This window comes from Streptomyces sp. NBC_00080, assembly GCF_045041255.1.
Taxonomy (GTDB): domain Bacteria; phylum Actinomycetota; class Actinomycetes; order Streptomycetales; family Streptomycetaceae; genus Streptomyces; species Streptomyces coriariae.
The window spans coordinates 6157253-6182671 of sequence record NZ_CP108235.1; the positions used below are offsets into that span (position 1 = coordinate 6157253).

Annotated in this window: 17 protein-coding genes; 16 read left to right on the forward strand and 1 reads right to left on the reverse strand. The window is 70.7% G+C overall.

The annotated features are described in order from the left end of the window. Positions 1–59 precede the first annotated feature (59 nt). The 8 genes from ndk (at position 60) to OHU34_RS27575 (ending at position 10783) form a co-directional block, all read left to right on the forward strand. Positions 60–473, forward strand: a complete 414-nt coding sequence (gene ndk / locus OHU34_RS27540) for a nucleoside-diphosphate kinase (protein ID WP_054244926.1) — start codon at positions 60–62, stop codon at positions 471–473. Between the two features lie 231 nt (positions 474–704). Beyond that, on the forward strand, positions 705–1724 hold the full coding sequence (locus OHU34_RS27545) for a rod shape-determining protein (RefSeq protein ID WP_020127820.1): 1020 nt from the start codon (positions 705–707) through the stop codon (positions 1722–1724). A gap of 181 nt (positions 1725–1905) precedes the next feature. Continuing rightward, positions 1906–2844 carry a rod shape-determining protein MreC gene (gene mreC, locus OHU34_RS27550; protein ID WP_020127819.1) on the forward strand — a complete coding sequence of 313 codons (939 nt, stop codon included), beginning with the start codon at positions 1906–1908 and terminating at the stop codon, positions 2842–2844. A gap of 14 nt (positions 2845–2858) precedes the next feature. Beyond that, positions 2859–3530: a rod shape-determining protein MreD gene (mreD, locus tag OHU34_RS27555; protein WP_020127818.1), complete on the forward strand. Its 672-nt coding sequence runs from the start codon at positions 2859–2861 to the stop codon at positions 3528–3530. A gap of 154 nt (positions 3531–3684) precedes the next feature. Next, complete coding sequence (gene mrdA, locus OHU34_RS27560; RefSeq protein ID WP_142264309.1) at positions 3685–5934, forward strand: penicillin-binding protein 2; 2250 nt, start codon at positions 3685–3687, stop codon at positions 5932–5934. Next, entirely contained in the window at positions 5931–7130 is a 1200-nt protein-coding gene (gene rodA / locus OHU34_RS27565; RefSeq protein ID WP_142264308.1) for a rod shape-determining protein RodA, read from the forward strand. The genes mrdA and rodA overlap by 4 nt, the downstream gene beginning before the upstream one ends. Positions 7131–7233: 103 nt before the next feature. Next, entirely contained in the window at positions 7234–8739 is a 1506-nt protein-coding gene (locus OHU34_RS27570; protein ID WP_405768798.1) for a CHAD domain-containing protein, read from the forward strand. A gap of 91 nt (positions 8740–8830) precedes the next feature. Next, on the forward strand, positions 8831–10783 hold the full coding sequence (locus OHU34_RS27575; protein ID WP_054244919.1) for a TIGR03960 family B12-binding radical SAM protein: 1953 nt from the start codon (positions 8831–8833) through the stop codon (positions 10781–10783). A 92-nt stretch (positions 10784–10875) separates the two neighbouring features. Here OHU34_RS27575 and OHU34_RS27580 read toward each other — a convergent pair whose 3' ends face one another. Then, the gene (locus tag OHU34_RS27580) at positions 10876–11925 is read right to left on the reverse strand and encodes a hypothetical protein (RefSeq protein ID WP_405768801.1); all 1050 of its coding nucleotides are present in this window, start codon (positions 11923–11925) and stop codon (positions 10876–10878) included. Between the two features lie 199 nt (positions 11926–12124). On the opposite strand from OHU34_RS27580, the gene OHU34_RS27585 reads away from it, so the two are divergent. From OHU34_RS27585 to OHU34_RS27620, 8 genes are all read left to right on the forward strand, one after another. Further along, complete coding sequence (locus tag OHU34_RS27585) at positions 12125–13276, forward strand: glycosyltransferase (protein ID WP_142264305.1); 1152 nt, start codon at positions 12125–12127, stop codon at positions 13274–13276. 61 nt (positions 13277–13337) lie between these two features. Further along, positions 13338–14480 carry a hypothetical protein gene (locus tag OHU34_RS27590; protein WP_230195736.1) on the forward strand — a complete coding sequence of 381 codons (1143 nt, stop codon included), beginning with the start codon at positions 13338–13340 and terminating at the stop codon, positions 14478–14480. Between the two features lie 48 nt (positions 14481–14528). Continuing rightward, the gene (locus OHU34_RS27595; protein WP_142264304.1) at positions 14529–15293 is read left to right on the forward strand and encodes a TIGR03936 family radical SAM-associated protein; all 765 of its coding nucleotides are present in this window, start codon (positions 14529–14531) and stop codon (positions 15291–15293) included. A gap of 277 nt (positions 15294–15570) precedes the next feature. Continuing rightward, on the forward strand, positions 15571–19674 hold the full coding sequence (locus OHU34_RS27600) for a ribonuclease E/G (protein ID WP_405768802.1): 4104 nt from the start codon (positions 15571–15573) through the stop codon (positions 19672–19674). Positions 19675–20160: 486 nt separating this feature from the next. Continuing rightward, complete coding sequence (locus OHU34_RS27605) at positions 20161–21276, forward strand: DegT/DnrJ/EryC1/StrS aminotransferase family protein (protein ID WP_142264302.1); 1116 nt, start codon at positions 20161–20163, stop codon at positions 21274–21276. Further along, the gene (locus OHU34_RS27610) at positions 21273–22298 is read left to right on the forward strand and encodes a Gfo/Idh/MocA family protein (RefSeq protein ID WP_020127808.1); all 1026 of its coding nucleotides are present in this window, start codon (positions 21273–21275) and stop codon (positions 22296–22298) included. Before OHU34_RS27605 ends, OHU34_RS27610 begins: the two co-directional genes overlap by 4 nt. A gap of 110 nt (positions 22299–22408) precedes the next feature. After that, on the forward strand, positions 22409–24118 hold the full coding sequence (locus tag OHU34_RS27615; protein WP_142264301.1) for a glycosyltransferase: 1710 nt from the start codon (positions 22409–22411) through the stop codon (positions 24116–24118). Between the two features lie 9 nt (positions 24119–24127). Beyond that, positions 24128–25411 carry a nucleotide sugar dehydrogenase gene (locus OHU34_RS27620; RefSeq protein ID WP_405768805.1) on the forward strand — a complete coding sequence of 428 codons (1284 nt, stop codon included), beginning with the start codon at positions 24128–24130 and terminating at the stop codon, positions 25409–25411. Positions 25412–25419: the final 8 nt, after the last annotated feature.

A 25419-nucleotide genomic window follows, 5' to 3' on the forward strand; every position in this document is an offset into this window, starting at 1 on the left:
CCTCATCCCACCGCACACACCGGCATGAGAAACACACCGGCAGTAGAAGGAGTCACCTCGTGAGCCAGCGCACCCTCGTCCTGCTCAAGCCCGACGCCGTCCGTCGTGGCCTGACCGGCGAGATCATCAGCCGTATCGAGCGCAAGGCCGGCTGGCAGATCACCGCGCTGGAGCTGCGGACCCTGGACCAGGACACGCTGGAACAGCACTACGGCGAGCACAAGGGCAAGCCCTTCTACGAGCCGCTGGTGGAGTTCATGGCCTCCGGTCCGGTCGTCGCGCTGATCGTCGAGGGCGACCGGGTCATCGAGGGCGTGCGCGCGCTCGCGGGTCCGACCGACCCGATCGCCGCGGCCCCCGGCTCCATCCGCGGCGACTACGGTGTGATCGTCCGCGAGAACCTGATCCACGCCTCCGACTCCGAGGAGTCCGCCGAGCGCGAGGTGAAGATCTTCTTCCCCGGCCGAGCCTGATCCGACGGCGTCCGGAGCGGCTGAAGCGGGCGATCGAGGGAACGTGAGTCCCCGAACGCCCGTCTCCAGAAGCGAACCCTCACAGCATCTGCAAACAATGGCGGAGACCGCTCCGCAGTGTTCGTGCAGGCGCGTTTACGATGGAAGCCTTCACGTCACAGCACCCACCTCGCCGACCTGATAAGCCCTCAAAGCTCATGGAAGGCCAGTCGAATCCTGATGGGGAACTCAATGTCGTTCATCGGCCGTGACATGGCTGTCGACCTCGGGACCGCCAACACGCTGGTGTACGTCAGGGGTCGCGGGATCGTACTCAACGAGCCGTCCGTCGTCGCGATCAACACCAACACCGGTGGCATCCTCGCGGTCGGCGCCGAAGCGAAGAAGATGATCGGGCGCACGCCCGGCAACATCGTTGCCGTGCGTCCGCTGAAGGACGGCGTGATCGCCGACTTCGAGATCACCGAGCGGATGCTCCGCTACTTCATCCTGAAGATCCACAAGCGGCGGTATCTGGCTCGTCCGCGGGTCGTCGTCTGCGTGCCCTCGGGCATCACGGGCGTCGAGCGCCGCGCCGTCATCGAGGCGTCGACCCAGGCCGGCGCCCGTCAGGTGCACATCATCGAGGAGCCCATGGCCGCGGCCATCGGCTCCGGCCTGCCGGTCCACGAGGCCACGGGCAACATGGTGGTGGACATCGGCGGTGGCACCACGGAGGTCGCGGTCATCTCGCTCGGCGGCATCGTCACCGCCCAGTCCATCCGCGTCGCGGGCGATGAACTGGACAACGCGATCATCCAGCACATCAAGAAGGAGTACAGCCTCCTCCTCGGTGAGCGGACGGCCGAACAGATCAAGATCACGATCGGTTCGGCCTACGACCTCGACGACGACCAGCACACCGAAATCCGCGGCCGGGACCTCGTGTCCGGGCTGCCCAAGACCGTAGTCATCTCGGCCGCCGAGGTGCGCAAGGCGATCGAGGAACCCGTCAACGCGATCGTCGACGCCGTGAAGACCACCCTCGACAAGTGCCCGCCGGAGCTGTCCGGCGACATCATGGACCGAGGAATCGTTCTGACCGGCGGCGGAGCCCTGCTGCGCGGTCTGGACGAGCGGCTGCGCCGGGAGACCGGCATGCCCATCCACATCGCCGAGGACCCGCTGGACAGCGTGGCGCTCGGCTCCGGGAAGTGTGTCGAGGAGTTCGAGGCGCTCCAGCAGGTCCTGGACGCCGCGCCCCGCAGATGACGTAACGCTTCGATTCCGCCGTACGGGATGATCTCCTCTCGTGCGGCGGATCGTTGATATTGAGGCATAAGCTCCCACAAAGCGCCCTTGGTCATCTTGGCCCGGGGCTACCCCAATTCCAGATCCTGCTTCCTGATTCCTGTTCTTGGTTTTTTCTCGAGGAAGGGCACGGCCGCCGCACGTGAGGGACACACGAGAGAGCCGGCTGCTCCTGGTGCTGCTGATCGCCGTAGCGTTCGCGCTGATCACGGTGGACATCCGCGGTGGGGAGGATTCCCCGGTCGACGGTGCCCGGCAGGCCGCGGCCGCGGCCTTCGGTCCGATCGAGAACGGCGTGTCGTCGGCGGTGGATCCCGTCGGCAACGCCGTCTCCGCCGTCCGGGACTCCGGTGAACGCCACGACCGGCTCACCGACCTGGAGAAGGAGAACGCGGCTCTCAAGGCGAAGCTCGGCAGCGACGACCGCAACCGAAGCCGGCTGGCGCAGCTCGACAAGATGCTGAAGATCGCCGGCACGGGCCAGTACGGCATCAAGGGCGCCGAGGTCATCGCGATAGGAGCGGCCCAGGGCTTCTCCTGGACCATCACCATCGACGTCGGCGCGAACGACGGCGTCAAGCGCGACATGACGGTCCTCAACGGGGACGGCCTGGTCGGGCGGGTCACCACCGTCGGGCCCAACACCGCGACCGTCCTCCTGGCCAGCGACCCCGACTTCACCGTCGGCACCCGGATGGAGGCGTCCGACGAGCTCGGTTTCGCCTCCGGACAGGGCGACCGGCCGCTGCGCGTCGAACTCCTCAACGGCAAGGCCGAGGTGAAGAAGGGCGACCGGCTGGTCACCTTCGGCTCGCAGGCCGACAAGCCCTTCGTGCCCGGCGTCCCCGTCGGCGTCGTCTCCCGCGTCGACCCCTCCGGCGGCGACCTCACCCGCACCCTCTACGTCACGCCGTACGTCAGCTTCACCAAGCTCGACATCGTGGGCGTGGTCGTCGAGGCTCCGAAGAAGGATCCGCGCGACACCGTGCTCCCCTCGAAGCCCAAACCGGTCCCCACGCCGACGGTGACCGTGACGGTCACTCCGAACGCGAACGCACCCGTAGACGGCCAGCAGCAGTAGGAGCTGACAACCCCATGCGCGTCAACCGGATCCTGCTCTCCGTCCCGCTGGTCGTCGTCGCCCTGGTGATCCAGGTGAGCGTCCTCGCCCGCCTCCACCTCCCCGGCGCCGTCCCCGACCTCCTCCTGCTCACCGTGCTGGGCCTCGCCATGGTCTACGGCCATGTCGGCGGCGCCCTCATCGGCTTCGGCGCCGGTCTGCTCGCCGACCTCGCGCCGCCCGCCGACCACGCGGCCGGGCGCTACGCCCTCGTGCTGTGCGTGATCGGCTACCTCGCCGGGCTCATCAAGCCCGAGAGCGGGCAGATCAAGTCGGCCACCGGCCCGATGGTCGTGGTCGTCGGCGCCGCGATCGGCTCCACCCTGCTGTACGCCGGGGTGGGCGCCCTCGTCGGTGACACGGCGGCCCGCCATGTCGGCCTCACCGGGCTGCTGTTCACGGCGGGGCTGTACGACCTGCTGCTGGCCCCGTTCGTCGTCCCCGCGGTCATGTTCCTGGCGCGGCGCGCCGACAACGATCCCCTCGCGGAGACCAACTCCGCCGCCAAGAGCCCGGACATCTCGTCCGGCTGGCTCTCCTCCGGGACGGGTCTCAGGATCGGCGGGCAGCGCAACGGACTGAAGCTGAAGGCGGCCCGCTCACGCGGGGCGCGCGCCGGCCGGATCAAGGGGGTCAAGCGGCTGTGAGCGCGGGCGCCGGTGCGTGGAGCGCGCCAGGGGATGGATCACCCGAACGGGGAGCTTCTGCCGGAACGAGGCCTCACAGGCTGATCGTTCATCATTCGTCCGCGCACACACGATCGCGTACCGACTCCGGGTACGGAGAGGGGGAGGCACCGCAGTGACCAACATTCCCGAGACCGGTCGGACCCCACGGGTCCAGATCAGGCTCGTCGTGATCCAGATCCTCGTCCTCTCCCTGCTCGGCACCCTCGGCGGCCGCCTGTGGTACCTCCAGATCCGGGAGGGCGCGGAGTACGCCAAGGAGGCCTCCGGCAACCACGTCCAGCAGGTCGTCGAGCCCGCCGTGCGCGGCTCGATCCTGGACGCGCGCGGAGTGGCCCTCGCCGACAACGAGACGCGGCTCGTGGTCTCCGCCTCCCGCACCGACCTGCTGAAGCAGAAGGACGACGGCAAGGCGGTCCTGACCAAGCTCGCGGGTGTCCTCGGCATGAAGCCCGAGGAGGTCGAGCAGAAGGTCCGGCTGTGTGACGCGAAGACGCCCCAGCCCTGCTGGAACGGCTCGCCCTACCAGCCGATCCCGATCACCGACGAGGCCACCGCCAAGCAGGCCCTCCAGATCCGCGAGCGCGCCGAGGACTTCCCCGGCATCACCGCCGAGCCCGAGGCCGTACGCCGTTACGCGGCCCCCGGGAACGCCAACACCGCACAGGTCCTCGGTTATCTCTCCCCGGTGACGGACGACGAGATCACCAAGGCCCAGGACACCGACTCGCCGTATCTGCGCTCCGACCAGGTCGGCCGCAGCGGCCTGGAGCGCCAGTACGACAAGGAACTGCGCGGCAAGGCCGGCGTCACCCGCTACGAGGTGGACAACCTCGGCCGTGTCATCGGCCAGGCCGAGGCGGACGCGGCCCAGCCCGGCTCCAACCTCGTCACCAGCATCGACGCCCGCGTCCAGCGGGTCGCCGAGTACGAGCTGAACAACGCGATGAAGATCGCCCGCACCCAGTTCGACAAGATCACCGGCGAGAACTACAAGGCCGACTCCGGAGCGGTCGTGGTGATGGAGGCCAAGACCGGCCGTGTCGTCGCCATGGCGTCCGCGCCGGCCTACGACCCCAACGTCTGGGTCGGCGGCATCTCCGCCAAGGACTACAAGAAGCTCACCGGGAAGAACTCCGACTACCCGCTGCTGAACCGGGCCATACAGGGTCAGTCCGCGCCCGGTTCGACCTTCAAGGTGGTCTCCACGGCCGCCGCGGTCGAGGCGGGCTACGAGTGGGACGGCGGCTACCCGTGCACCAGCTCGTACTCGGTGGGCGGCCAGGTCTTCAAGAACTTCGAGGGCGAGAGCTTCGGCCCGATCTCCCTCGGCCGGGCCCTGGAGGTCTCCTGCGACACCGTCTTCTACGGTCTCGCGGACCGGGAGTGGAAGAAGGACGGCGGCATCAACCCGGCCAAGGGTGAGCCCAAGGACTACTTCTACAAGGCCGCCCACCAGTTCGGTCTCGGCAAGGAGACCGGCATCGACCTGCCCAACGAGGTCACCGGCCGGGTCCCGGACCGTCAGTGGAAGGAGTCCTACTGGAAGGCCAACAAGGACTCCTGGTGCAAGTACGGCAAGAAGGACGGCAGTTACGTCGAGAAGATCGCGTACGAGAACTGCCTCGAGGGCAACAAGATGCGCGAGGGCGACTCGATCAACTACTCCATCGGTCAGGGCGACACCCTCGTCACCCCGATCCAGGAGGCCGTGATCTACGGGGCGCTCGCCAACGGCGGCACGATGTACACCCCGACCATCGGCAAGGCGATCGTCAGCGCCGACGGCAAGACCGTCCAGGAGATCAAGCCCAAGGTCCAGGGCAAGCTGCCGGTCGACAAGGCGACGATCAAGGGCATGGACGCCGCGCTGGAGGGCGTGGTCACGCGCGGTACCGCCGCCTGGAAGTTCGGCGGCTGGCCGCAGGAGGAGATCCCGCTGCACGCCAAGACCGGTACCGCTGAGGTCTACGGCAAGCAGACGACGTCCTGGCTCGCCACGTACAGCAAGGACTACACGGTCGTGATGACGATCGCGCAGGCCGGTACCGGTTCGGGCGCCTCCGGTGAGGCCGTGCGGCACATCTACAACGCGATGTACGGCGTCGCCGACGACGGCAAGGTCGACAAGAAGAACGCCCTGCTGCCCACCCCGCAGACCAGCCTGCCGAAGGTCCAGGCGGACGGCACGATCAAGGCCCCGAAGGTCTCCAAGGACCCGGCGAAGGAGCAGCGCGTCAGCCAGGAGGGCGCGCCGGAGCCGGACGAGACGCAGCCGGGTGCCACCGTGCAGCAGAACACGGGCACCAACCGCGACACCCGCCGGCGACGGCGGAAGAGGGGAAGCCGGAGGATGTGCACATGACCGGCGCGAACGGTTTCTCCGTCTCCGGATACGGGCCCGAGCGGGCCGGCTGGACCCGGGTCTTCGCCCGTGACTCGCTGGCCCGGCGGCTGGACTGGCCGATACTGATGTCGGCGATCGCCCTGTCGCTGATCGGCTCGCTCCTGGTCTACTCGGCGACCCGCAACCGCACCGAGATCAACCAGGGCGACCCGTACTACTTCCTCGTCCGGCATCTGATGAACACCGGTATCGGCATGTGCCTGATGATCGGCACGATCTGGCTCGGCCACCGCACCCTGCGCAACGCCGTGCCGGTCCTCTACGGCCTCTCGCTCATGGGGATCCTGGCGGTGCTGACGCCGCTGGGATCGACGGTCAACGGCGCGCACTCCTGGATCGTGGTCGGCGGCGGTTTCTCGCTCCAGCCCTCGGAGTTCGTGAAGATCACGATCATCCTGGGCATGGCGATGCTGCTCGCGGCCCGGGTCGACGCCGGCGACAAGCTCTACCCCGACCACCGCACGGTGCTCCAGGCCCTCGGGCTCGCGGCCGTCCCCATGCTGATCGTGATGCTGATGCCCGACCTCGGGTCGGTCATGGTCATGGTGATGATCGTGCTGGGTGTGCTGCTGGCCTCCGGCGCCTCCAACCGCTGGGTCTTCGGACTGCTCGGTGCGGGCGCGGCCGGCGCGATCGCCGTCTGGCAGCTGCACATCCTGGACGACTACCAGATCGCCCGCTTCGCCGCCTTCGCCAACCCCAGCCTCGATCCCGCGGGCGTCGGCTACAACACCAACCAGGCGCGGATCGCGATCGGCTCCGGCGGCCTCACCGGCGCCGGGCTGTTCCACGGCTCGCAGACGACAGGCCAGTTCGTCCCGGAACAGCAGACGGACTTCGTCTTCACCGTCGCGGGCGAGGAACTGGGCTTCATGGGTGCGGGCCTGATCATCGTCCTGCTCGGGGTGATCCTCTGGCGTGCCAGCCGCATAGCTCGTGAGACCACGGAGCTGTACGGCACGATCGTCGCCGCGGGCATCGTCGCCTGGTTCGCCTTCCAGTCCTTCGAGAACATCGGGATGACCCTGGGGATCATGCCGGTGACGGGTCTGCCGCTGCCGTTCGTCTCCTACGGCGGCACGTCGATGTTCGCTGTCTGGGTGGCGTTGGGGTTGCTCCAGTCCATCCGGGTGCAGCGGCCCATGTCGGCGTGAGAGGCACGAGACAGCGTCAGACCTTCTGTTTTCCCCTGGTCGGGTCGTGATTCGGGTCCGGTGCACACTGCCGTTCGGGCCCGACTCCGACTAGGTTCGATTCATGACGGAGACGAAACGCGAGATCGAGCGCAAGTACGAATCCGATGAGAGCGGGCTGCCCGACCTGACCGGTGTCGCCGGGGTCGCGTCCGTTCTCGACAAGGGCGTCACCGAGCTGGACGCGACCTATTACGACACCTCCGACCTGCGCCTGGCTTCTGCCTCGATCACCCTGCGCCGCCGCACCGGGGGTTCCGACGCCGGCTGGCATCTGAAGCTGCCGGTGGGACCCGGCGTCCGGGACGAGATCCGGGCCCCGCTCTCCGACGCCGTACCCGACGAGCTCGCCGGGCTGGTCCGCTCCCGCGTCCGTGAGGGACAGCTCGTGCCCGTGGTGCGGCTGCGCTCCAGCCGGGACATCCGTGAACTCGTCGACGCGCAGGGCCGGCTGCTCGCCGAGGCGAGCGTGGACGCCGTACGCGCGGACCGGAAGTTCGGCGGCGAGGGCAGCGCCCAGTGGACCGAGATCGAGGTGGAGCTCGCCGACGGCGGCGATCCGGTCCTGCTCGACAAGGTGGAGAAGCGGCTGCGCAAGGCGGGCGTACGGCCGTCGAAGTCGGCGTCGAAGCTGGCGCGGGCGCTGGCGGAGACGAAGGGCGGGCATCCGCGACCGAAGGACAAGCGCCCCGCCGAGCCCGTCACCGCCGGCGACCACGTCCTGGCGTACATCCGTGCCCAGCGGGACGCGATCGTCGAGCTGGACCCGGCCGTGCGCCGGGACGCCGAGGAGTCGATCCACGACATGCGGGTCGCCACCCGCCGGCTGCGCAGCACGTTCCGATCCTTCCCCAAGGTCCTGGACCGGGAGGTCACCGACCCGATCGCCGACGAACTGAAATGGCTGGCCGGGGAACTGGGCGTGGGCCGCGACCACGAGGTGCTGGCCGAACGGCTGGACGCGTCCCTCGACGAACTGCCCTCCACCCTGGTCTCCGGCCCGATCCGCGAACGGCTGCGCACCTGGGCCGAGGCCGGGGAGCACGGGTCCCGCCGCCGGCTGCTCGGCGTACTCGACTCCCAGCGCTATCTGACGCTCCTCGACAGCCTGGACGCCGTGGTCACCGACCCGCCGGTGCTCAAGGCGGCCGGCAGGAAGCCGGACAAGGTGCTCGCCAAGGCCGTACGCAAGGACTTCGGGAAGGTGTCCGCGCTGGTCGAGGAGGCCATGGAGCAGGAGCCGGGTACCGACCGCGATCTCGCGCTGCACGAGGCCCGCAAGAAGGCCAAGCGGACGCGGTACGCGGCCGAGACGGCCGGCCCGGCCCTCGGCGGCACGGCCAGGACGCTGGTCAAGTCCATGAAGTCGCTGCAGAGTCTGCTCGGCGACCACCAGGACAGCGTCATGGCCCGCACCACCCTGCGGGAGCTGTCCGCCGTGGCGCACGCGGCGGGGGAGAGCACCTTCACGTACGGCGTGCTGTACGCCCGTGAGGAGCGGCGCGCGGAGCGGGTCGAGGAGGCCTTGCCGGCGGAGTGGAAGAAGACCAGCGGCTCGATGGAGGTCTAGCGCCGTGAGCTTCGCGGACGGGGGAGTCCGCCGAGCGGGTTACGCTTGATGGTCACCCCTGTCCCCGTCAGCTCACGAAGGTAATGCCGCGATGTCTGTCGAGTCGGTCTTCCCGCAGCTAGAAGCCTTGCTCCCGCATGTGCAGAAGCCGATCCAGTACGTGGGCGGCGAGCTCAACTCCACCGTCAAGCCCTGGGAGTCCTGCGACGTCCGCTGGGCGCTCATGTACCCGGACGCCTACGAGGTCGGGCTGCCCAACCAGGGCGTCATGATCCTCTACGAGGTGCTGAACGAGCAGGAGGGGGTCCTGGCCGAGCGCACGTACAGCGTGTGGCCGGACCTGGAGGCGCTGATGCGGGAGCACGCGGTCCCGCAGTTCACCGTGGACGGCCACCGGCCGGTGAAGGCCTTCGACGTGTTCGGACTGTCCTTCTCCACGGAGCTGGGCTACACGAACATGCTCACGGCGCTGGACCTCGCGGGCATCCCGCTGGAGTCCAAGGACCGCGGCCTCGACGACCCGATCGTGCTGGCGGGCGGTCACGCGGCCTTCAACCCCGAGCCGATCGCCGACTTCATCGACGCGGCGGTCATCGGCGACGGCGAGCAGGCCGTGCTGGACATGACGAAGATCATCCGCGAGTGGAAGGCGGAGGGCCGGCCGGGCGGCCGCGAAGAGGTCCTCTTCCGTCTCGCGAAGACGGGCGCGGTGTACATCCCGCGGTTCTACGACGTGGAGTACCTCCCCGACGGCCGGATCGCCCGTGTGGTGCCGAACAAGTCGGGCGTTCCGTGGCGCGTGTCGAAGCACACGGTCATGGACCTGGACGAGTGGCCCTACCCCAAGCAGCCGCTGGTCCCGCTCGCCGAGACGGTGCACGAGCGCATGTCGGTGGAGATCTTCCGCGGCTGCACCCGCGGCTGCCGTTTCTGCCAGGCCGGCATGATCACGCGCCCGGTGCGCGAGCGGTCGATCACCGGTATCGGCGACATGGTCGAGAAGGGCCTGAAGGCGACCGGCTTCGAGGAGGTCGGCCTGCTCTCGCTGTCGAGCGCCGACCACAGCGAGATCGGCGAGGTCGCGAAGGGGCTCGCGGACCGCTACGAGGAGGACAAGATCGGCCTGTCCCTCCCCTCCACCCGCGTGGACGCCTTCAACGTCGACCTGGCCAACGAGCTGACCCGCAACGGCCGCCGGTCCGGCCTGACCTTCGCCCCCGAGGGCGGCTCGGAGCGCATGCGCAAGGTCATCAACAAGATGGTCTCCGAAGAGGACCTGATCCGGACGGTCTCCACCGCGTACGGCAACGGCTGGCGTCAGGTGAAGCTGTACTTCATGTGCGGTCTGCCGACGGAGACGGACGAGGACGTCCTCCAGATCGCCGACATGGCGATGAAGGTGATCGCCGAGGGCCGCAAGGTCTCCGGCCAGAACGACATCCGCTGCACGGTCTCGATCGGCGGGTTCGTGCCGAAGCCGCACACCCCGTTCCAGTGGGCGCCGCAGCTCTCCGCCGAGGAGACCGACGCGCGTCTCACGAAGCTGCGGGACAAGATCCGGGGCGACAAGAAGTACGGCCGCTCGATCGGCTTCCGCTACCACGACGGCAAGCCGGGCATCGTCGAGGGTCTCCTCTCGCGCGGTGACCGCCGTATCGGCGCCGTCATCCGCGCCGTCTACGAGGACGGCGGCCGCTTCGACGGCTGGCGCGAGCACTTCTCCTACGACCGCTGGATGGCCTGCGCGGACAAGACGCTGCCCGCCTTCGGCGTGGACGTCGACTGGTACACGACTCGGGAGAAGTCCTACGAGGAGGTCCTGCCCTGGGACCACCTGGACTCGGGCCTGGACAAGGACTGGCTCTGGGAGGACTGGCAGGACGCCCTCGACGAGACGGAGGTCGAGGACTGCCGCTGGACGCCCTGCTTCGACTGCGGGGTGTGCCCGGCGATGGACACCCACATCCAGATCGGCCCGACCGGCAAGAAACTGCTGCCGTTGACGGTGAAGCAGCCGGCGGGGAGCGCGGCGCACAGCCACTGAGGATGCGCGGCGGCCCTGCGGGGTATCGCGACCATGCCCGGAGGTCGGACGGCGGACCTCCGGGCATCGCTTTCAGCGTGGTGCCGCGTCCGTCACGAGCCGCCGTTGACGGCGCCGACGAGCGGCTGGAGGGTCACCTTGGTCCAGGGGTTGGGCAGACCGTTGGCGTCGTTGCAGTTCAGCGTGGCCGGGTTGGTGACGCCGACCGCGACGCAGGTGGTCTCCCAGACCTGGCCGGTGGTGGTCATGACGTCGAACTTGACGGGGTTCCCGGCATTGGCGTTGTGCCCGTTGACGGCGGCTCCGCAGACGAAGCCCACGTCACGTCCGTCGGGGTCCAGGCCGCCCGCGGGGTAGTTCGGGTGGGTGCTGAGGTCCGTCCACAGGAACGGTTGAGGCGTGACGCGGAGGTCGTGGATGCCCGCGTACGTCACTCCGCCGGTCAGCGCGACCCTCAGCTCGAAGCCGTTGGCGTCCTGCGAGGCGTCGATGTCGGAACAGGGGCCGGTCGCCCCGGTGGCTCCGGTCGCACCTGTCGGACCGGTGGCGCCGTCGACGCCGTTCGTACCCGTGGCTCCGGTGGCTCCGGTGACGCCGTCGATGCCGTCCGCACCGGTCGCGCCGGTGGCTCCCGTCGCGCCGGTGGCTCCCGTCGCGCCGTCGACGCCGTCGGCGCCGGTGGCTCCGGTGACGCCGTCGATGCCGTCCGCACCGGTCGCGCCCGTGGCTCCGGTCGCGCCGTCGATCCCGTCGATCCCGTCCGCACCGGTCGCGCCCGTGGCGCCCGTGGCGCCCGTCGGTCCGGTGTGGCCGGTCGCGCCGGTGACTCCGTGGTCACCCTTGGGGCCCTTCGGACCCTTGGGGCCGGTGGGACCCGTCGGGCCCTTGCACTTGTCCTTGCCGCCGGCCTCGATCGCCCGCGGCTTGTGGTGGTCCGGCTTGTGGTGCCCCGGCTTGCACTTGCCGCCAGGGGAGGGGAGCTCCGCCTGCACTCGGTCGGTGACGCTGCGGGCCGCCGCCGCAGCCGGGCTGATCACGCCGGCCGCCAGGATCACGGCGAGCGAAGCCACCATGCCGGCCCGCTTGCATCGGTGTCGGGCCACCGGCCCGAGGAGTGAGTACGGTCCGAACTCTGGGCGCATTCAAGTGCTCCTTGCGTCGAGCGGCCGGGGCGCTCCCCGAACCTGAGGGTGAGCTTGACCTGACCGGACCGGTTCCCGCGAGGCACAAGGTCCGAAAGATATTTTTTATCGACGTATCGGACTAATAGGTGCGTGCTGATGGGGTACTCCCCGCGTGGAGCGGGCGGCTGGGAGACGGACCTGTGTCACCTTGACGCCCGTGACGAACCAGACCCTGTGCCTGTGCATGATCGTCAAGGACGAGTCGCGTGTGATCGAACGCTGCCTGGAGTCCGTACGGCCCCTCATCGACTACTGGGTGATCTCCGACACCGGTTCCACCGATGGCACTCAGGACCTGATCCGCAAGGTGCTCGACGGCATTCCGGGCGAGCTCCACGAGGAGCCCTGGGTCGACTTCGGGCACAACCGGACGCTGAACATCCAGCACGCCCGCGGCAAGGCCGACTACCTGCTCACGCTCGACGCCGACCACGTCATGCGCCAGGACGCCCCGCTGCCCCGGCTCACGGCGGGCTCGTACATGCTGCGGTACGACACCCCGGGCACCCAGCACCGCTTCAAGCACCTCATGCGGGGCGACCTGGCCTGGCGCTACGAGGGTGTCACCCACGAGTACCCGTGCACCGACGGCCCCGACCGCCAGGAGAACCTGGCGGCGCTCGTCATCGAGGACCACGCGGACGGCGGCTGCCGCAGCGACAAGTTCGAGCGCGACGCGCGCCTGCTGCGGGGCGAGTTGGAGCGCGACCCCACCAACGCGCGCACGGTCTTCTACCTCGCCAACACCGAACGCGACCTGGGCCATGTGGACGAGGCGATCGCCCTGTACGAGCGGCGTGCCGAGCTCGGCGGCTGGGGCGAGGAGGTCTACTGCTCGCTGCTGGAGGCAGGGGTCCTGCGGGCGGACAAGGCGGACGACTGGCCCGGCGCCATGAACGCGTTCTCCCGCGCCTGGGAGTCCCGCCCGGCCCGCCTCGAAGCCGTCTACGAACTGGCCTCACGGCTGCGGCTCCAGAGCCGATACCACACCGCGTACGCGCTGCTCGGCGCGGTCGTCGGCCGGAGTGAGCCCGACGACCTGCTGTTCACCAGGCCCTGGGTGTACCGGTGGGGTCTTCTCTTCGAGTACTCCATCTGCGCCTACTGGGTCGGCGACCACCAGACCGCCGTCCGGGCGTGCGACACCCTGCTGGCGATGCCGGACCTGCCCGATGCCGTCCGCCGGCAGACGCGGACCAACCGCGAGTTCTCCGCGCCCCACCTCCAGGCCGTCCCCCGGCCGGCCGGCCCGGAGCGCCGTCCGAAGGCGTCCCGGGCGGGGAAGGCGGCGCGGCCCCGGAAGAAGTGACCCGCGCCTGACACATCCTCAACAGCGCATCCACCGGGGTGGTTGTAGCGTCTACGTCGTTATGGACCTGGAGAAACCGCGCGCCGGACAGCCCGCCGGACAGCCCGCGCAGCCGCCCGTACGGGCGCCCGAGGGGTGCCTCGTGGTGGCGATCCGGCTGCCCGTGCGGATCGTCGTGCTCGTGCTGGTCGTGCCGCTGCGCATGGTGTGGGACGCGCTCGTCGTGGTGGGGCGGCTCCTGCGGGACGCGGTCCTCCGGCCGCTGGGACGGGCCCTGCTGTGGCTCGGGAAGGCGCTGTTCGTCTGGCCGTTCATCGGGCTGTGGCGCTATGCCCTCGTCCCGGTGGGCAGGGCGCTCGGGTGGCTCGTCAAGGTGCTGCTCGTGGTGCCGGTGGTGTGGTCCTACCGGTACCTCCTGACTCCGGTCGGGCACGGGATCGCGTGGCTGGCGCGCGGGATCGGGGCCGGGCTGGCGTGGGTGTACGCGCGCGTGCTGACGCCCCTCGGGCATGCGGGCCGGTGGCTGCTGCAGGGGATCGGGGCCGTTCTCGCGGCCGTCGGCGTCGGCGCGTACACCGTCGTGGCGTGGCTGGTGCGCCACCTCGTCGTCGTGCCGGCCGGCTGGGTCCACCGGTGGATCCTCGCGCCGGTCGGGCGGGCGATCGCCTGGTGCGCACGCGGGGTGTGGCGGCTCGCGGCGCTGCTCGTCACCGGGATCGGCCTGGTCCTGTACTGGACCGCCCGGATCCTGGTCGTGCTGCCGGTCCTCGCCCTGTGGCGCTGGGTGCTCGCCCCCGTCGGCCGTTTCCTGGCGGTCGTCGCGCGGGAGGTGGGGGAGGCCCTCGGGCACGCCTGGCGGATCGCCGGACGGATCTCGCGGGCCGTCGGACGGTTCCTCGGGACCCTCCTCCGGTGGATCTTCGTGGAGCCCGTGCGCTGGGCGTACCGGACCGTCCTCACGCCGGTCGGGCATGTCGTCCGGGACGCCGTGCTGCGTCCCGCAGCCCGCGCCGCGCGCAGCGTGGGCCGGGCCACCCGGCAGACCCTGGCCGCCGCCCGGGAGACCGCCCGGCAGGCCCGCGCGGACGTGCGCCGGATGCTCTTCGGGGAGCCGCGGGAGCGGGAGGAGGTCGGCCGGCGGGAACCATCGGGGGCCGAGGCACGTACTCTTGGTAGGAGTACGACCGCTCTCACGAAGGACTGAACGACACTGGGCAAGCGACAGCCCGAAGGCCCGCCGCCCGCACCCGCGGTGCAGCGCATCCGACTGCGCTACACCAAGCGCGGCCGCCTCCGGTTCACCAGCCACCGTGACTTCCAGCGCGCCTTCGAGCGTGCGTTGCGCCGTGCCGAGGTGCCGATGGCGTACTCGGCGGGGTTCACGCCGCATCCGAAGGTGTCGTACGCCAATGCCGCACCCACCGGCACGGGCAGTGAGGCGGAGTATCTGGAGATCGCGCTCACCGCGGCGCGTGACCCGGAGAAGCTGAGAATCCTCCTCGACGAGTCGCTGCCCACCGGGCTCGACGTCGTCGACGCGGTCGAGGCCCGGACCTCGGGCCTCGCCGACCGGCTGACCGCCTCCGTATGGGAGCTGCGGCTGGACGGGGTGGACCCGGCCGACGCCGATCGCGCGGTGGAGGCCTTCAACCAGGCCGACGCCGTCGAGGTCCAGCGAATGGCCAAGAACGGCGTCCGAACCTTCGACGCCCGCGCCGCCGTCGTGCAACTTGAGACGCACGGTGAACCTGCTGATAGGCCGACGGACCAGCCCTGTGCGATACTGCGGCTGGTTGTTCGGCACGTGACGCCTGCCGTACGACCCGACGACGTCCTGTCCGGTCTTCGCGCCGTGGCCGACCTGGCGCCGCCGGTCCCCGCTGCGGTGACCAGGCTGGCGCAGGGGCTGCTCGATGAAGAGACCGGCACGGTGACCGACCCGCTCGCGCCCGACCGCGAGGCAGCTCAGGCCCCCACAACGGCCGAACCCGCTGCCGCCGCGAAGGCGCCCGCGTAGGGAAGGTTCCGCGAAGGAACGTACGTCGTAGCGCCGCCCTCGTACTCGGGAGCCACCTGGGTCGGGCGGCGAACCGACCAGAAGACTTTCGCCAGGCCGTACGCATTCGGCGTACGGAACCGGCGAGACAGGACACAGAGAGCTCCCGTGCGGCGCCCGCGCCCCGGACGGCGGCACCGCGCATCGCGCGAGCCGCGGACGTCAACGGCGATCGATCCCCCGTGATCGACGCCGGACCAGGCGCGGCGCCCGGGAGCCTGACGGGAGAAACGCCCGCATGCTCGAGCCAACCGAATCCGCAGAGTCCGCCACGGACTCCGACAACACCCCCAGCGACACCCTGCCGCCGCGTCGTCGGCGCCGTGCCGCCTCCCGGCCGGCGGGTCCGCCGGTCGCCGCCGCCGACACCTCGGCCGAGATCACCACGCCGGCCATACCGGCCGTGGAGTCCGCCGAGCAGTTGGCGGAGGAGGACCTCGCAGACGAGGTCACCGAGGCCGCTCAGGCCGACGGCACCGCCGACACCGAGGTCGGGGAAGCCGCCGAGGCCGCGCCGCGTACCCGGCGCCGGGCCACCCGCCGTGCCTCCGCGCCCGCCGGGGCTCCGGCCGCCGCCGAGGCCGCCGAGACCGTGCTGCCCGTGGCCGCCGAGGTGAGCGCGCCCGCCGTGGAGGAAGCCCCCGCCGAGGAGGCCGCCGCCGAGGACGCCGCTCCCCGCCGCAGCCGTCGCCGGGCCACGCGTCGCGTCGCGACGCCTTCCGAAGCCGCTGCCGAGGTCGTCGAGCCCGCCGTCGAGCCCGAGCCCGTCGTCGAGCCCGAGCCCGTCGCGCAGGTGGCGGACGAGGCGCCCGCCGAGGCCGCCCCCCGTACGCGGCGCCGTGCCACCCGCCGGGCGACCGCGCCCGCCGGTGCGCCGGAGGCCGAGACGCCCGCCGTCGCCGCCGAGGCAGAGGCTCCGGCCGTGGCCGACGAGGCGCCCGCCGAGCCCGCTCCCCGGACCCGCCGTCGCGCCACCCGTCGGGTGACCGCGCCCGCCGAGGTCGCCGAGCCGGTGGTCGCCCCCGTCGAAGAGGCGAAGGCTCCCGAGGCGCCTGCCGCCCCGGCCGAGGCCACGCCCGCCGCCGAGACAGCTCAGGCCGCCCAGTCCGCTCAGGCCGACGAGGACGCCGGTTCCCGTCGTGGGCGCCGTCGTGTGGTCCGCCGGGCCGCCGGAGGCTTCTCCGCGCCCTCGCAGGAGAGCGCGGAGTCCGACGCGCCGCGTCGTCCGGCGCGGCCCGCGGTCGCCGTGTTCCAGGCGCCTGTGTTCGCCGAACCGCAGTTCCAGACACCGCAGCGGGCCGCGGCCGAGGCCGCCGCCGCCGGGACCGAGGTGCCGGAGGCCGAGGAGCCCGAAGAGGCCGAGGTCACTCAGGAGGCTCCCGAGGAGCCGACCGGGTCGCGTCGTCGCCGTCGTCGCCGCGCCGCCGGTTTCGGCGACGAGGCCGAGACCGGCCGGACCGCCGCGGCCGCCGCGCCCGTCGCGGCCCCCGCCGCGGACGAGTCGGAGACCGAGCCGGACGAGGCCGACGAGGCCGAGGACGTCGTCGACAGTGACGACGACACCGAGGAGACCGGGTCGCGCCGCCGCCGCCGTCGTGGTGGCCGTCGCCGCCGTCGTGGCGATGCCGCCGACGGCGAGGGGGACTCCGGCGAGGCCGAGTCCGACGACTTCGCCGCCGAGCAGGCCGTGCAGGACGCCGAGGACACCGCCGAGCAGGAGGACGAGGACGCGGAGGACGCCGAGGAGGACGCCGGTGGCTCCACCGCCGGCAGCCGTCGTCGCCGTCGCCGTCGTCGTCGTGCCGGTGACTCCTCTTCCGACGCCGAGCAGAGCGACGGGGACCCGGAGCGCACGGTCGTCAAGGTCCGTGAGCCGCGCAAGCCCTCCGAGCCGTCCGACGAGGTGCAGTCCATCAAGGGCTCGACCCGTCTCGAGGCCAAGAAGCAGCGCCGCCGGGAAGGCCGTGAGCAGGGCCGCCGACGGGTGCCGATCATCACCGAGGCCGAGTTCCTGGCCCGCCGCGAGGCCGTCGAGCGGGTGATGGTCGTCCGCCAGAGCGGCGAGCGCACCCAGATCGGCGTCCTGGAAGACAACGTGCTCGTCGAGCACTACGTCAACAAGGAGCAGGCCACCTCCTACGTCGGCAACGTGTACCTGGGCAAGGTCCAGAACGTGCTGCCGTCGATGGAGGCCGCCTTCATCGACATCGGCAAGGGGCGCAACGCCGTCCTGTACGCCGGTGAGGTCAACTTCGAGGCGCTCGGCATGGCCAACGGGCCGCGTCGCATCGAGGCCGCCCTCAAGTCGGGTCAGTCGGTCCTCGTCCAGGTGACGAAGGACCCGATCGGCCACAAGGGCGCCCGGCTGACCAGCCAGGTCTCGCTCCCGGGCCGCTACCTCGTGTATGTGCCCGAGGGCTCGATGACCGGCATCAGCCGCAAGCTGCCCGACACCGAGCGGGCCCGGCTGAAGACGATCCTCAAGAAGATCGTCCCCGAGGACGCGGGCGTCATCGTGCGCACCGCCGCCGAGGGCGCGAGCGAGGACGAGCTGCGCCGTGATGTCGAGCGGCTGCAGGGGCAGTGGGAGGACATCCAGAAGAAGGCGAAGAACGGCGGCAACGCGCCGACGCTGCTGTACGGCGAGCCGGACATGACCGTCCGGGTCGTGCGCGACATCTTCAACGAGGACTTCTCCAAGGTCATCGTCAGTGGTGACGAGGCCTGGTCGACCATCCACGGGTACGTCTCGCACGTCGCGCCCGACCTGGCCGACCGCCTGAACAGGTGGACCTCCGAGGTCGACGTCTTCGCCACGTACCGGATCGACGAGCAGCTCGCCAAGGCGCTGGACCGCAAGGTCTGGCTGCCCAGTGGCGGTTCGCTGGTGATCGACCGGACCGAGGCGATGGTCGTCGTCGACGTCAACACCGGCAAGTTCACCGGGCAGGGCGGCAACCTCGAGGAGACGGTCACCAGGAACAACCTGGAGGCGGCCGAGGAGATCGTGCGCCAGCTGCGGCTGCGCGACCTCGGTGGCATCATCGTGATCGACTTCATCGACATGGTGCTGGAGTCCAACCGGGACCTGGTGCTGCGGCGCCTGCTGGAGTGCCTGGGCCGCGACCGTACGAAGCACCAGGTCGCGGAGGTGACGTCGCTGGGGCTCGTGCAGATGACCCGTAAGCGGGTCGGCCAGGGACTGCTGGAGTCGTTCTCCGAGACCTGTGTGCACTGCAACGGGCGCGGGGTCATCGTCCACATGGAGCAGCCGACCGCGGTCGGTGGCGGCGGCAAGCGCAAGAAGCGCGGCCGCGGTGGCGACGGACAGGGTCACGACCACGAGCACGACACGGTGACGGTCGACGTCGCCGAGTCGCTCGCGGGCGCCGGCCAGGAGACGGAGAGCGAGGCCGAGGTCGCCGCGGAGGTGGCCGAGCCGGTCGCGCTCGCGGCCCCCGAGTTCGCGCCGGACGAGGAGCTGTACAGCAGCATCGCCGAGGCGGAAGCCTCTGCCACGCGTGGCCGGGGTCGCCGTCGGGCGAGCCGCCGGGCGTCCGCTCCGGCGGGTGCGCCGAGGGGCGGCGCGTCGCGCAGGGCAGGCGGCTTCGAGGAGAGCGCCACGGAGGAGCCCGTCGAGGCCGCCGTCGAGGCGCCCACCGCGCAGGACGTCACCGCCGAGGCGGAGGCCGAGCGTCCGGTGCAGCCGGCCGAGGCCGTCGCCGCGCAGGCCGAGCCGGTCGCCGTCGAGGACCCGGTCGTCGAGGCCGCGGCCGCCGAGGCCCCCGTCGACGAGGCCGCGCCCAAGGGCCGTACCCGTCGTCGCGCCACCCGCAAGGTGTCCGCGCCGGCCGGTTCGCCCGCCGGGGCGGAGGCCGCCGTGCTGACGGTCGCCGAGCCGTCGGTCGCGCCGGCCCCGGCCGCCGAGGCCGCTCCGGTGGAGCAGGCCGAGCCGGAGCAGGTCGCCGAGCCCGTCGTCGAGAGCGCGGCTCCGGCCCGCCCGCGGCGCCGTGCCGTGCGCAAGGCCACCGCGCCGACCGCGTCCGAGGAGACGGCCGTCGTGGTCGTGCCTTCGGTGGCGGAGACCCCCGTCGAGGAGACCGAGGCGTCCGCCGAGGAGGCGGAGGCCGCTCCGGCGAAGAAGGCGGCCGCGCGCAAGACGGCGAAGAAGGCCACGGCGAAGAAGGCCGCCACCAAGAAGACGGCGGCGGTGAAGAAGACGGCCGCGAAGAAGACCGTCGCGAAGAAGACGACGGCGAAGAAGGCCGCGAAGGCGGTGTCGAAGACCACGGCGGCGGCCCAGCAGGGCCAGCCGACGGTCTCGGCCTCGACGGAGGAGTGACTCCGGTCCTTCCGGTTCCTTCCGACTCCGTCTGACTCCTCGTGATTCTGGCTGAGTCCGGCTGAGTCCGGCTGAGCGTCACGCGGGCACCCGGTATCCTCCGGGTGCCCGCGTCGCATTGCGTTCAGCGGCGAGTTACCCTGTGTCTCGCTTGTGACGGAGCGCACGCTCTCCGTGAGTTTCACTGTGGTAACCCTTGGGAAAATCGCTGTCCGCGTGCTGGTAACGTGCACTGTGGTCCCGGTGGCCAAAGATATGCACACCGTGACCCCGGCCGATGAGCACATCCGGTCTTCCAACCGGACACGGCTGACTTCCCGCAAGGAGCCCTCAGGGGGGCGGGGTCCTGTGTACAACCCGTCCGCCCCGCTCACCGGCAGCGGCGGACAACACCAGGGATGCGGCCGTGCTGAGCATCGACACGGCTCTTCCCGACCATGCAAGACGTGGTGCGGCTTAGAGGTCGCCGTAGAGGAGGGGATGTCGATGACCGACGCCCATGAGTTCGTACCGGCCGCCAAGCCCGTGATCGGCGAGGAGGAGATCGAGGCCGCGGTGCGCGTACTGCGCAGCGGCATGGTCGTCCAGGGGCCCGAAGTGGCCGCCTTCGAGGAGGAGTTCTCGGAGCTCGTCGACGGGCGTCACTGCGTCGCGGTCAACTCCGGCACCTCCGCGCTGCACCTGTCGCTCCTCGCCCTCGGCCTCGGCCCGGGCGACGAGGTCATCGTGCCGTCGTTCTCCTTCGCCGCCTCCGCCAACGCGGTACGGCTGGTCGGCGCCGACGTGGTCTTCGCCGACATCGACCCGGAGACGTACTGCCTCGACCCGGCCGCCGTCGAGGCCGCCCTGTCGCCGCGCACCGCCGCGATCATGCCGGTGCACCTGTACGGTCACCCGGCCGCCATGGACAAGATCATGGCGATCGCCGAGCAGCACGGGCTCGCCGTGATCGAGGACGCCTGCCAGGCCCACGCGGCCGCGCTCAACGGCACCCCGGTCGGCGCCTTCGGTGCCGCGGGCACCTTCAGCTTCTACCCGACGAAGAACATGCACAGCCTCGAGGGCGGCATGATCTCCACCGGTGACGCGGAGACCGCCCGCACCCTGCGCCTGCTGCGCAACCAGGGCATGGAGAAGCGCTACGCCAACGAGATCGTCGGCGCCAACGTGCGCATGACGGACGTGTCCGCCGCCATCGGCCGCGTCCAGCGCGGCAAGCTGAACGGCTGGACCGAGCAGCGCATCGCCAACGCCGCGTACCTCACCGAGCACATCACCGCGCCGAACGTGATCACGCCGAAGGTCGCCGAGGGCGCCCGGCACATCTACCACCAGTACACGGTGCGCGTCCTGGGCGACCGCGACGCCGCCATGGCCAAGCTGACCGAGGCCGGCATCGGCAACGCCGTGTACTACCCGACTCCCATCCACCGGCTGAAGCCGTACTGGGAGCCGGACCAGAAGGCGGGCCGTGACTGGGACCTGCCCGAAACGGACCGCGCGGCCGCCCAGGTAGTGTCCCTGCCCGTGCACCCGGCCCTGTCCGCCCAGGACCTGGAGCGCATCGTCACCGCCGTCAATGCTCTGGGGGAGCAACTGTGAGTACCGGGAAGTCGCTGCGAGCGGGACTCGTCGGCCTCGGTTCCATGGGGCGTCACCACGCCCGCGTCCTGTCCGGTCTGGAGGGCGTCGACCTCGTCGGCGTCGTCGACCCGATGGGCGACAAGTTCGGTGCCGCCCAGGGCGCGCCGATCCTGAATACCGTCGAGGAGCTCATCGCGCTCGGCGTGGACTACGCCGTCGTGGCCTGCCCCACCGCTCTGCACGAGCCGGTCGGCCTGGCGCTCGCCGAGGCCGGTGTGTGCGCGCTGGTCGAGAAGCCGGTCGCCGACACCGTCGAGGGCGCCCGTCGTCTCGTCGACGCCTTCGAGTCGCGCGGCCTGGTGGCCGGCGTGGGGCACATCGAGCGCTGCAACCCGGCGCTGATGTCGCTGCGCGCCCGCCTGGAGGCCGGTGAGCTCGGTGACGTCTACCAGGTCGTCACCCGCCGCCAGGGCCCCTTCCCGCACCGCATCGCGGACGTCGGCGTCGTCAAGGACCTCGCCACCCACGACATCGACCTCACCGGCTGGGTGACCGGACGCCAGTACGTGTCCATCGCCGCGCACACCGTCTCCAAGAGCGGCCGTGAGCACGAGGACATGGTCTCCGCGGTGGGGCGTCTCGACGACGGCACCATGGTCAACCACCTGGTGAACTGGCTGAGCCCGCTCAAGGAGCGGTTCACCTCGGTCACCGGTGATCGCGGCTGCTTCATCGCCGACACCCTCACCGCCGACCTGACGTTCCACTCCAACGCCGCCGTGACCACCGAGTGGGAGGCCCTGCGGGCGTTCCGCGGAGTGTCCGAGGGCGACATGATCCGGTACGCCATCCCGAAGCGCGAGCCGCTCCAGGTCGAGCACGAGCTGTTCCGGGACGCGGTACTCGGCAAGCCCGCCGACATCTGCACCCTGCGCCAGGGCATGCGTACCGTCGAGGTGGCGGCCGCGGTCCTCGAATCGGCGAACACCGACCGCAGCGTGTCCCTTCTGCCGGAGGATCTGGCCGCAGATGGCAGCTGAGCATCACACATCGGGGGAACGGTGCGTGCTCGGCAGGACTCCTATGTTCTGTGAGACTTTCCCCGCAGGACCCAGCCGGCCGTCGGCTGTCGGAGACCAGGAGTCGGAGCATGTCTGCTGCGCCTGACGTCAGCGTCATCGTTGCCGTCTACAACACGATGCCGTACCTGACGGAGTGCCTGAACTCCCTCGTCGGGCAGAGCATCGGCCGTGAGCGCCTGGAGATCGTCGCCGTGGACGACGGCTCCACCGACGACAGCGGCCCCGAGCTGGACCGGTTCGCGGCGCTGTACCCGGACACCGTCAAGGTGCTCCACCAGCCGAACTCCGGCGGCCCGGCCGCGCCCAGCAACCGGGCGCTGGAGGTGGCCACCGGCCGTTACGTGTACTTCATCGGCTCCGACGACTACCTCGGCGAGGAAGCGCTGGAGCGGATGGTGGACTGCGCCGACCAGCACGGCTCCGACGTCGTGGTCGGCAAGATGGTCGGCACCAACGGCCGTTACGTGCACCAGGCGCTGTACAAGCAGAACGACCCGGACGTCAGCCTGTACCACTCCGCGCTGCCCTTCACGCTGGCCAACACCAAGCTGTTCCGCCGGGACCTGGTCGAGAAGTACAAGCTGCGCTTCCCCGAGCACCTGCCCGTGGGCAGCGACCAGCCGTTCACCATCGAGGCGTGCGTGCGCGCGAAGAAGATCTCGGTGGTGGCCGACTACACCTGCTACTACGCGGTCAAGCGCGGCGACTCCAGCAACATCACCTACCGTGCCGACCACCTGGCGCGGCTGCGGGCCGCCGCCGAGATCATGGACTTCACGGCCGGTCTCGTCGAGGCGGGACCCGAGCGGGACGCGCTGCTGCGCCGGCACTTCACCTGGGAGCTCGCCAAGCTCGTCCAGGACGACTTCCCGGGCCTGGACCGTGAACTCCAGCGGCAGATCTGCGCGGGCATCGCGCGGCTCGCCGACGTCTACTTCACCGACGGCATCCGTGACGCGATGGACGTCAAGCGCCGGGTGCGCATAGCCCTGGCCCGGGCCGGCGCTATCGACGAGCTCGCCGAGGCGATCAGCTCGGAGAAAGAACACGGGGCGCCGCCGTTCGTCCTCGAGGGCGAGCGCGCCTACGCCCGGTACGCCGGATTCCGCGACCCGCGCATCGGTCTGGCCGACCGGGTCTACGAGCTGGTCGGGGAGTCGGTGCCGGGCCGCCTCGCCCAGGGCACCGAGCTGCTGGCCTCCGGCTGGGAGCAGCAGGGCGAGGCGCTCACGTACACGCTGTCCGTCCGGGTGCCGGTGCTCGGCGACGTCGACGGCGCGGTGCTGCGGCTCGCCGACAAGGCCATGCCCAAGTCGGCCGACAAGCCCGGCGCGCGCCGGCTGAAGGCGGACCACGTGCTGCCGGCGCCGGTGGGCGAGGTCACCCTCGAACCGTCCGAGGACGGCGCGGCCACCGTGCTGCACGCCCGGGTCCCGCTGGCGTACGTCACCGCGAAGCGGGGCGTGCGGGTATACCTGGACGTGGCCGGTTCGACGTACGAGATTCCCGTACGGGGCAAGGACCTGCCCATGCCGCTGGCGCGCCAGTGGGGCCGGGAGGGGGACCCCTACCGGGCGTCGGCCGTGGTGAACGACAAGGGGCGTGTCGTGATCGACACGGCCCAGATGTACCCGCCGAAGATCGCGGTGCTCCGCCGGGGGCTCGAGAGACTCGTGCGGAAACTGAAGTCCGGGGCCGGCCGCCTGAAGCGGGCGGTCGGCGCCAAGAAGTCCAAGCCGAACGGCTCCAAGAAGCCGACCGGTTCCAAAAGGAAGTAGCGACCCTCCATGAACATCTGTGTAGTAGCACTCGGCAAGATCGGCCTGCCGCTGGCCGTGCAGTTCGCCTCCAAGGGCCACCGGGTCATCGGCGCGGACGTCAACGAGAAGGTCGTCGAGCTGGTCAACGCCGGCGTCGAGCCGTTCCCCGGCGAGCACGACCTCGACGTCAAGCTGAAGCAGGCCGTCGACGCCGGGCTGCTGAGCGCGACCACGGACACCGCGTCCGCCGTCGCCGAGTCCGAGGCCGTCGTCGTGGTCGTCCCGCTGTTCGTGGACGCCGAGGGCACCCCGGACTTCGGCTGGATGGACTCCGCGACGAAGGCGATCGCCCAGGGCCTCAAGCCCGGCACGCTCGTCAGCTACGAGACCACGCTGCCGGTCGGCACCACCCGCACCCGCTGGGCGCCGATGCTGGCCGAGGGCTCGGGGCTGACCGCGGGCGAGGACTTCCACCTGGTGTTCTCCCCGGAGCGCGTGCTGACCGGCCGGGTCTTCGCCGACCTGCGCCGCTACCCCAAGCTGGTCGGTGGCATCGACGAGGCGTCGAGCGCCCGTGGTGTGGAGTTCTACGAGCAGGTCCTGGACTTCGACGAGCGCGCCGACCTGCCCCGGCCGAACGGCGTGTGGGACCTGGGCACCGCCGAGGCCTCCGAGCTGGCCAAGCTCGCCGAGACGACCTACCGGGACGTCAACATCGGCCTGGCGAACCAGTTCGCGCGCTTCGCCGACAGCAACGGCATCGACGTCAAGAAGGTCATCGAGGCCTGCAACTCGCAGCCCTACAGCCACATCCACCAGCCGGGCATCGCCGTCGGCGGTCACTGCATCCCGATCTACCCGCGGATGTACCTGTGGAACGACCCGGCCGCGACCGTCGTGCGCTCCGCCCGTGAGGCGAACGCCGCGATGCCCGAGTACGCCGTTGACCTGCTGGCCGCCGCCTACGGCGACCTGACCGGTGTGAACGTGCTGGTGCTGGGCGCCGCCTACCGCGGTGGCGTGAAGGAGACCGCCTTCTCCGGCGTGTTCCCGACCGTCGAGGCCCTCAAGGCGCGGGGCGCGGTGCCGTTCGTCTCGGACCCGATGTACACGGACGGGGAGCTCGCCGCCCACGGTCTCACCCCGCACGCGGGCGAGAAGGTCACGGCGGCGATCCTCCAGGCCGACCACGCCGAGTACCGCACGCTGACCCCGGCCGACCTGCCGGACGTCACGGTCCTGGTCGACGGTCGCCGTACGACGGACCCGGAGGCCTGGAAGGGCGTCCGCCGCGTCGTCATCGGCGGCTGACGCTCGTA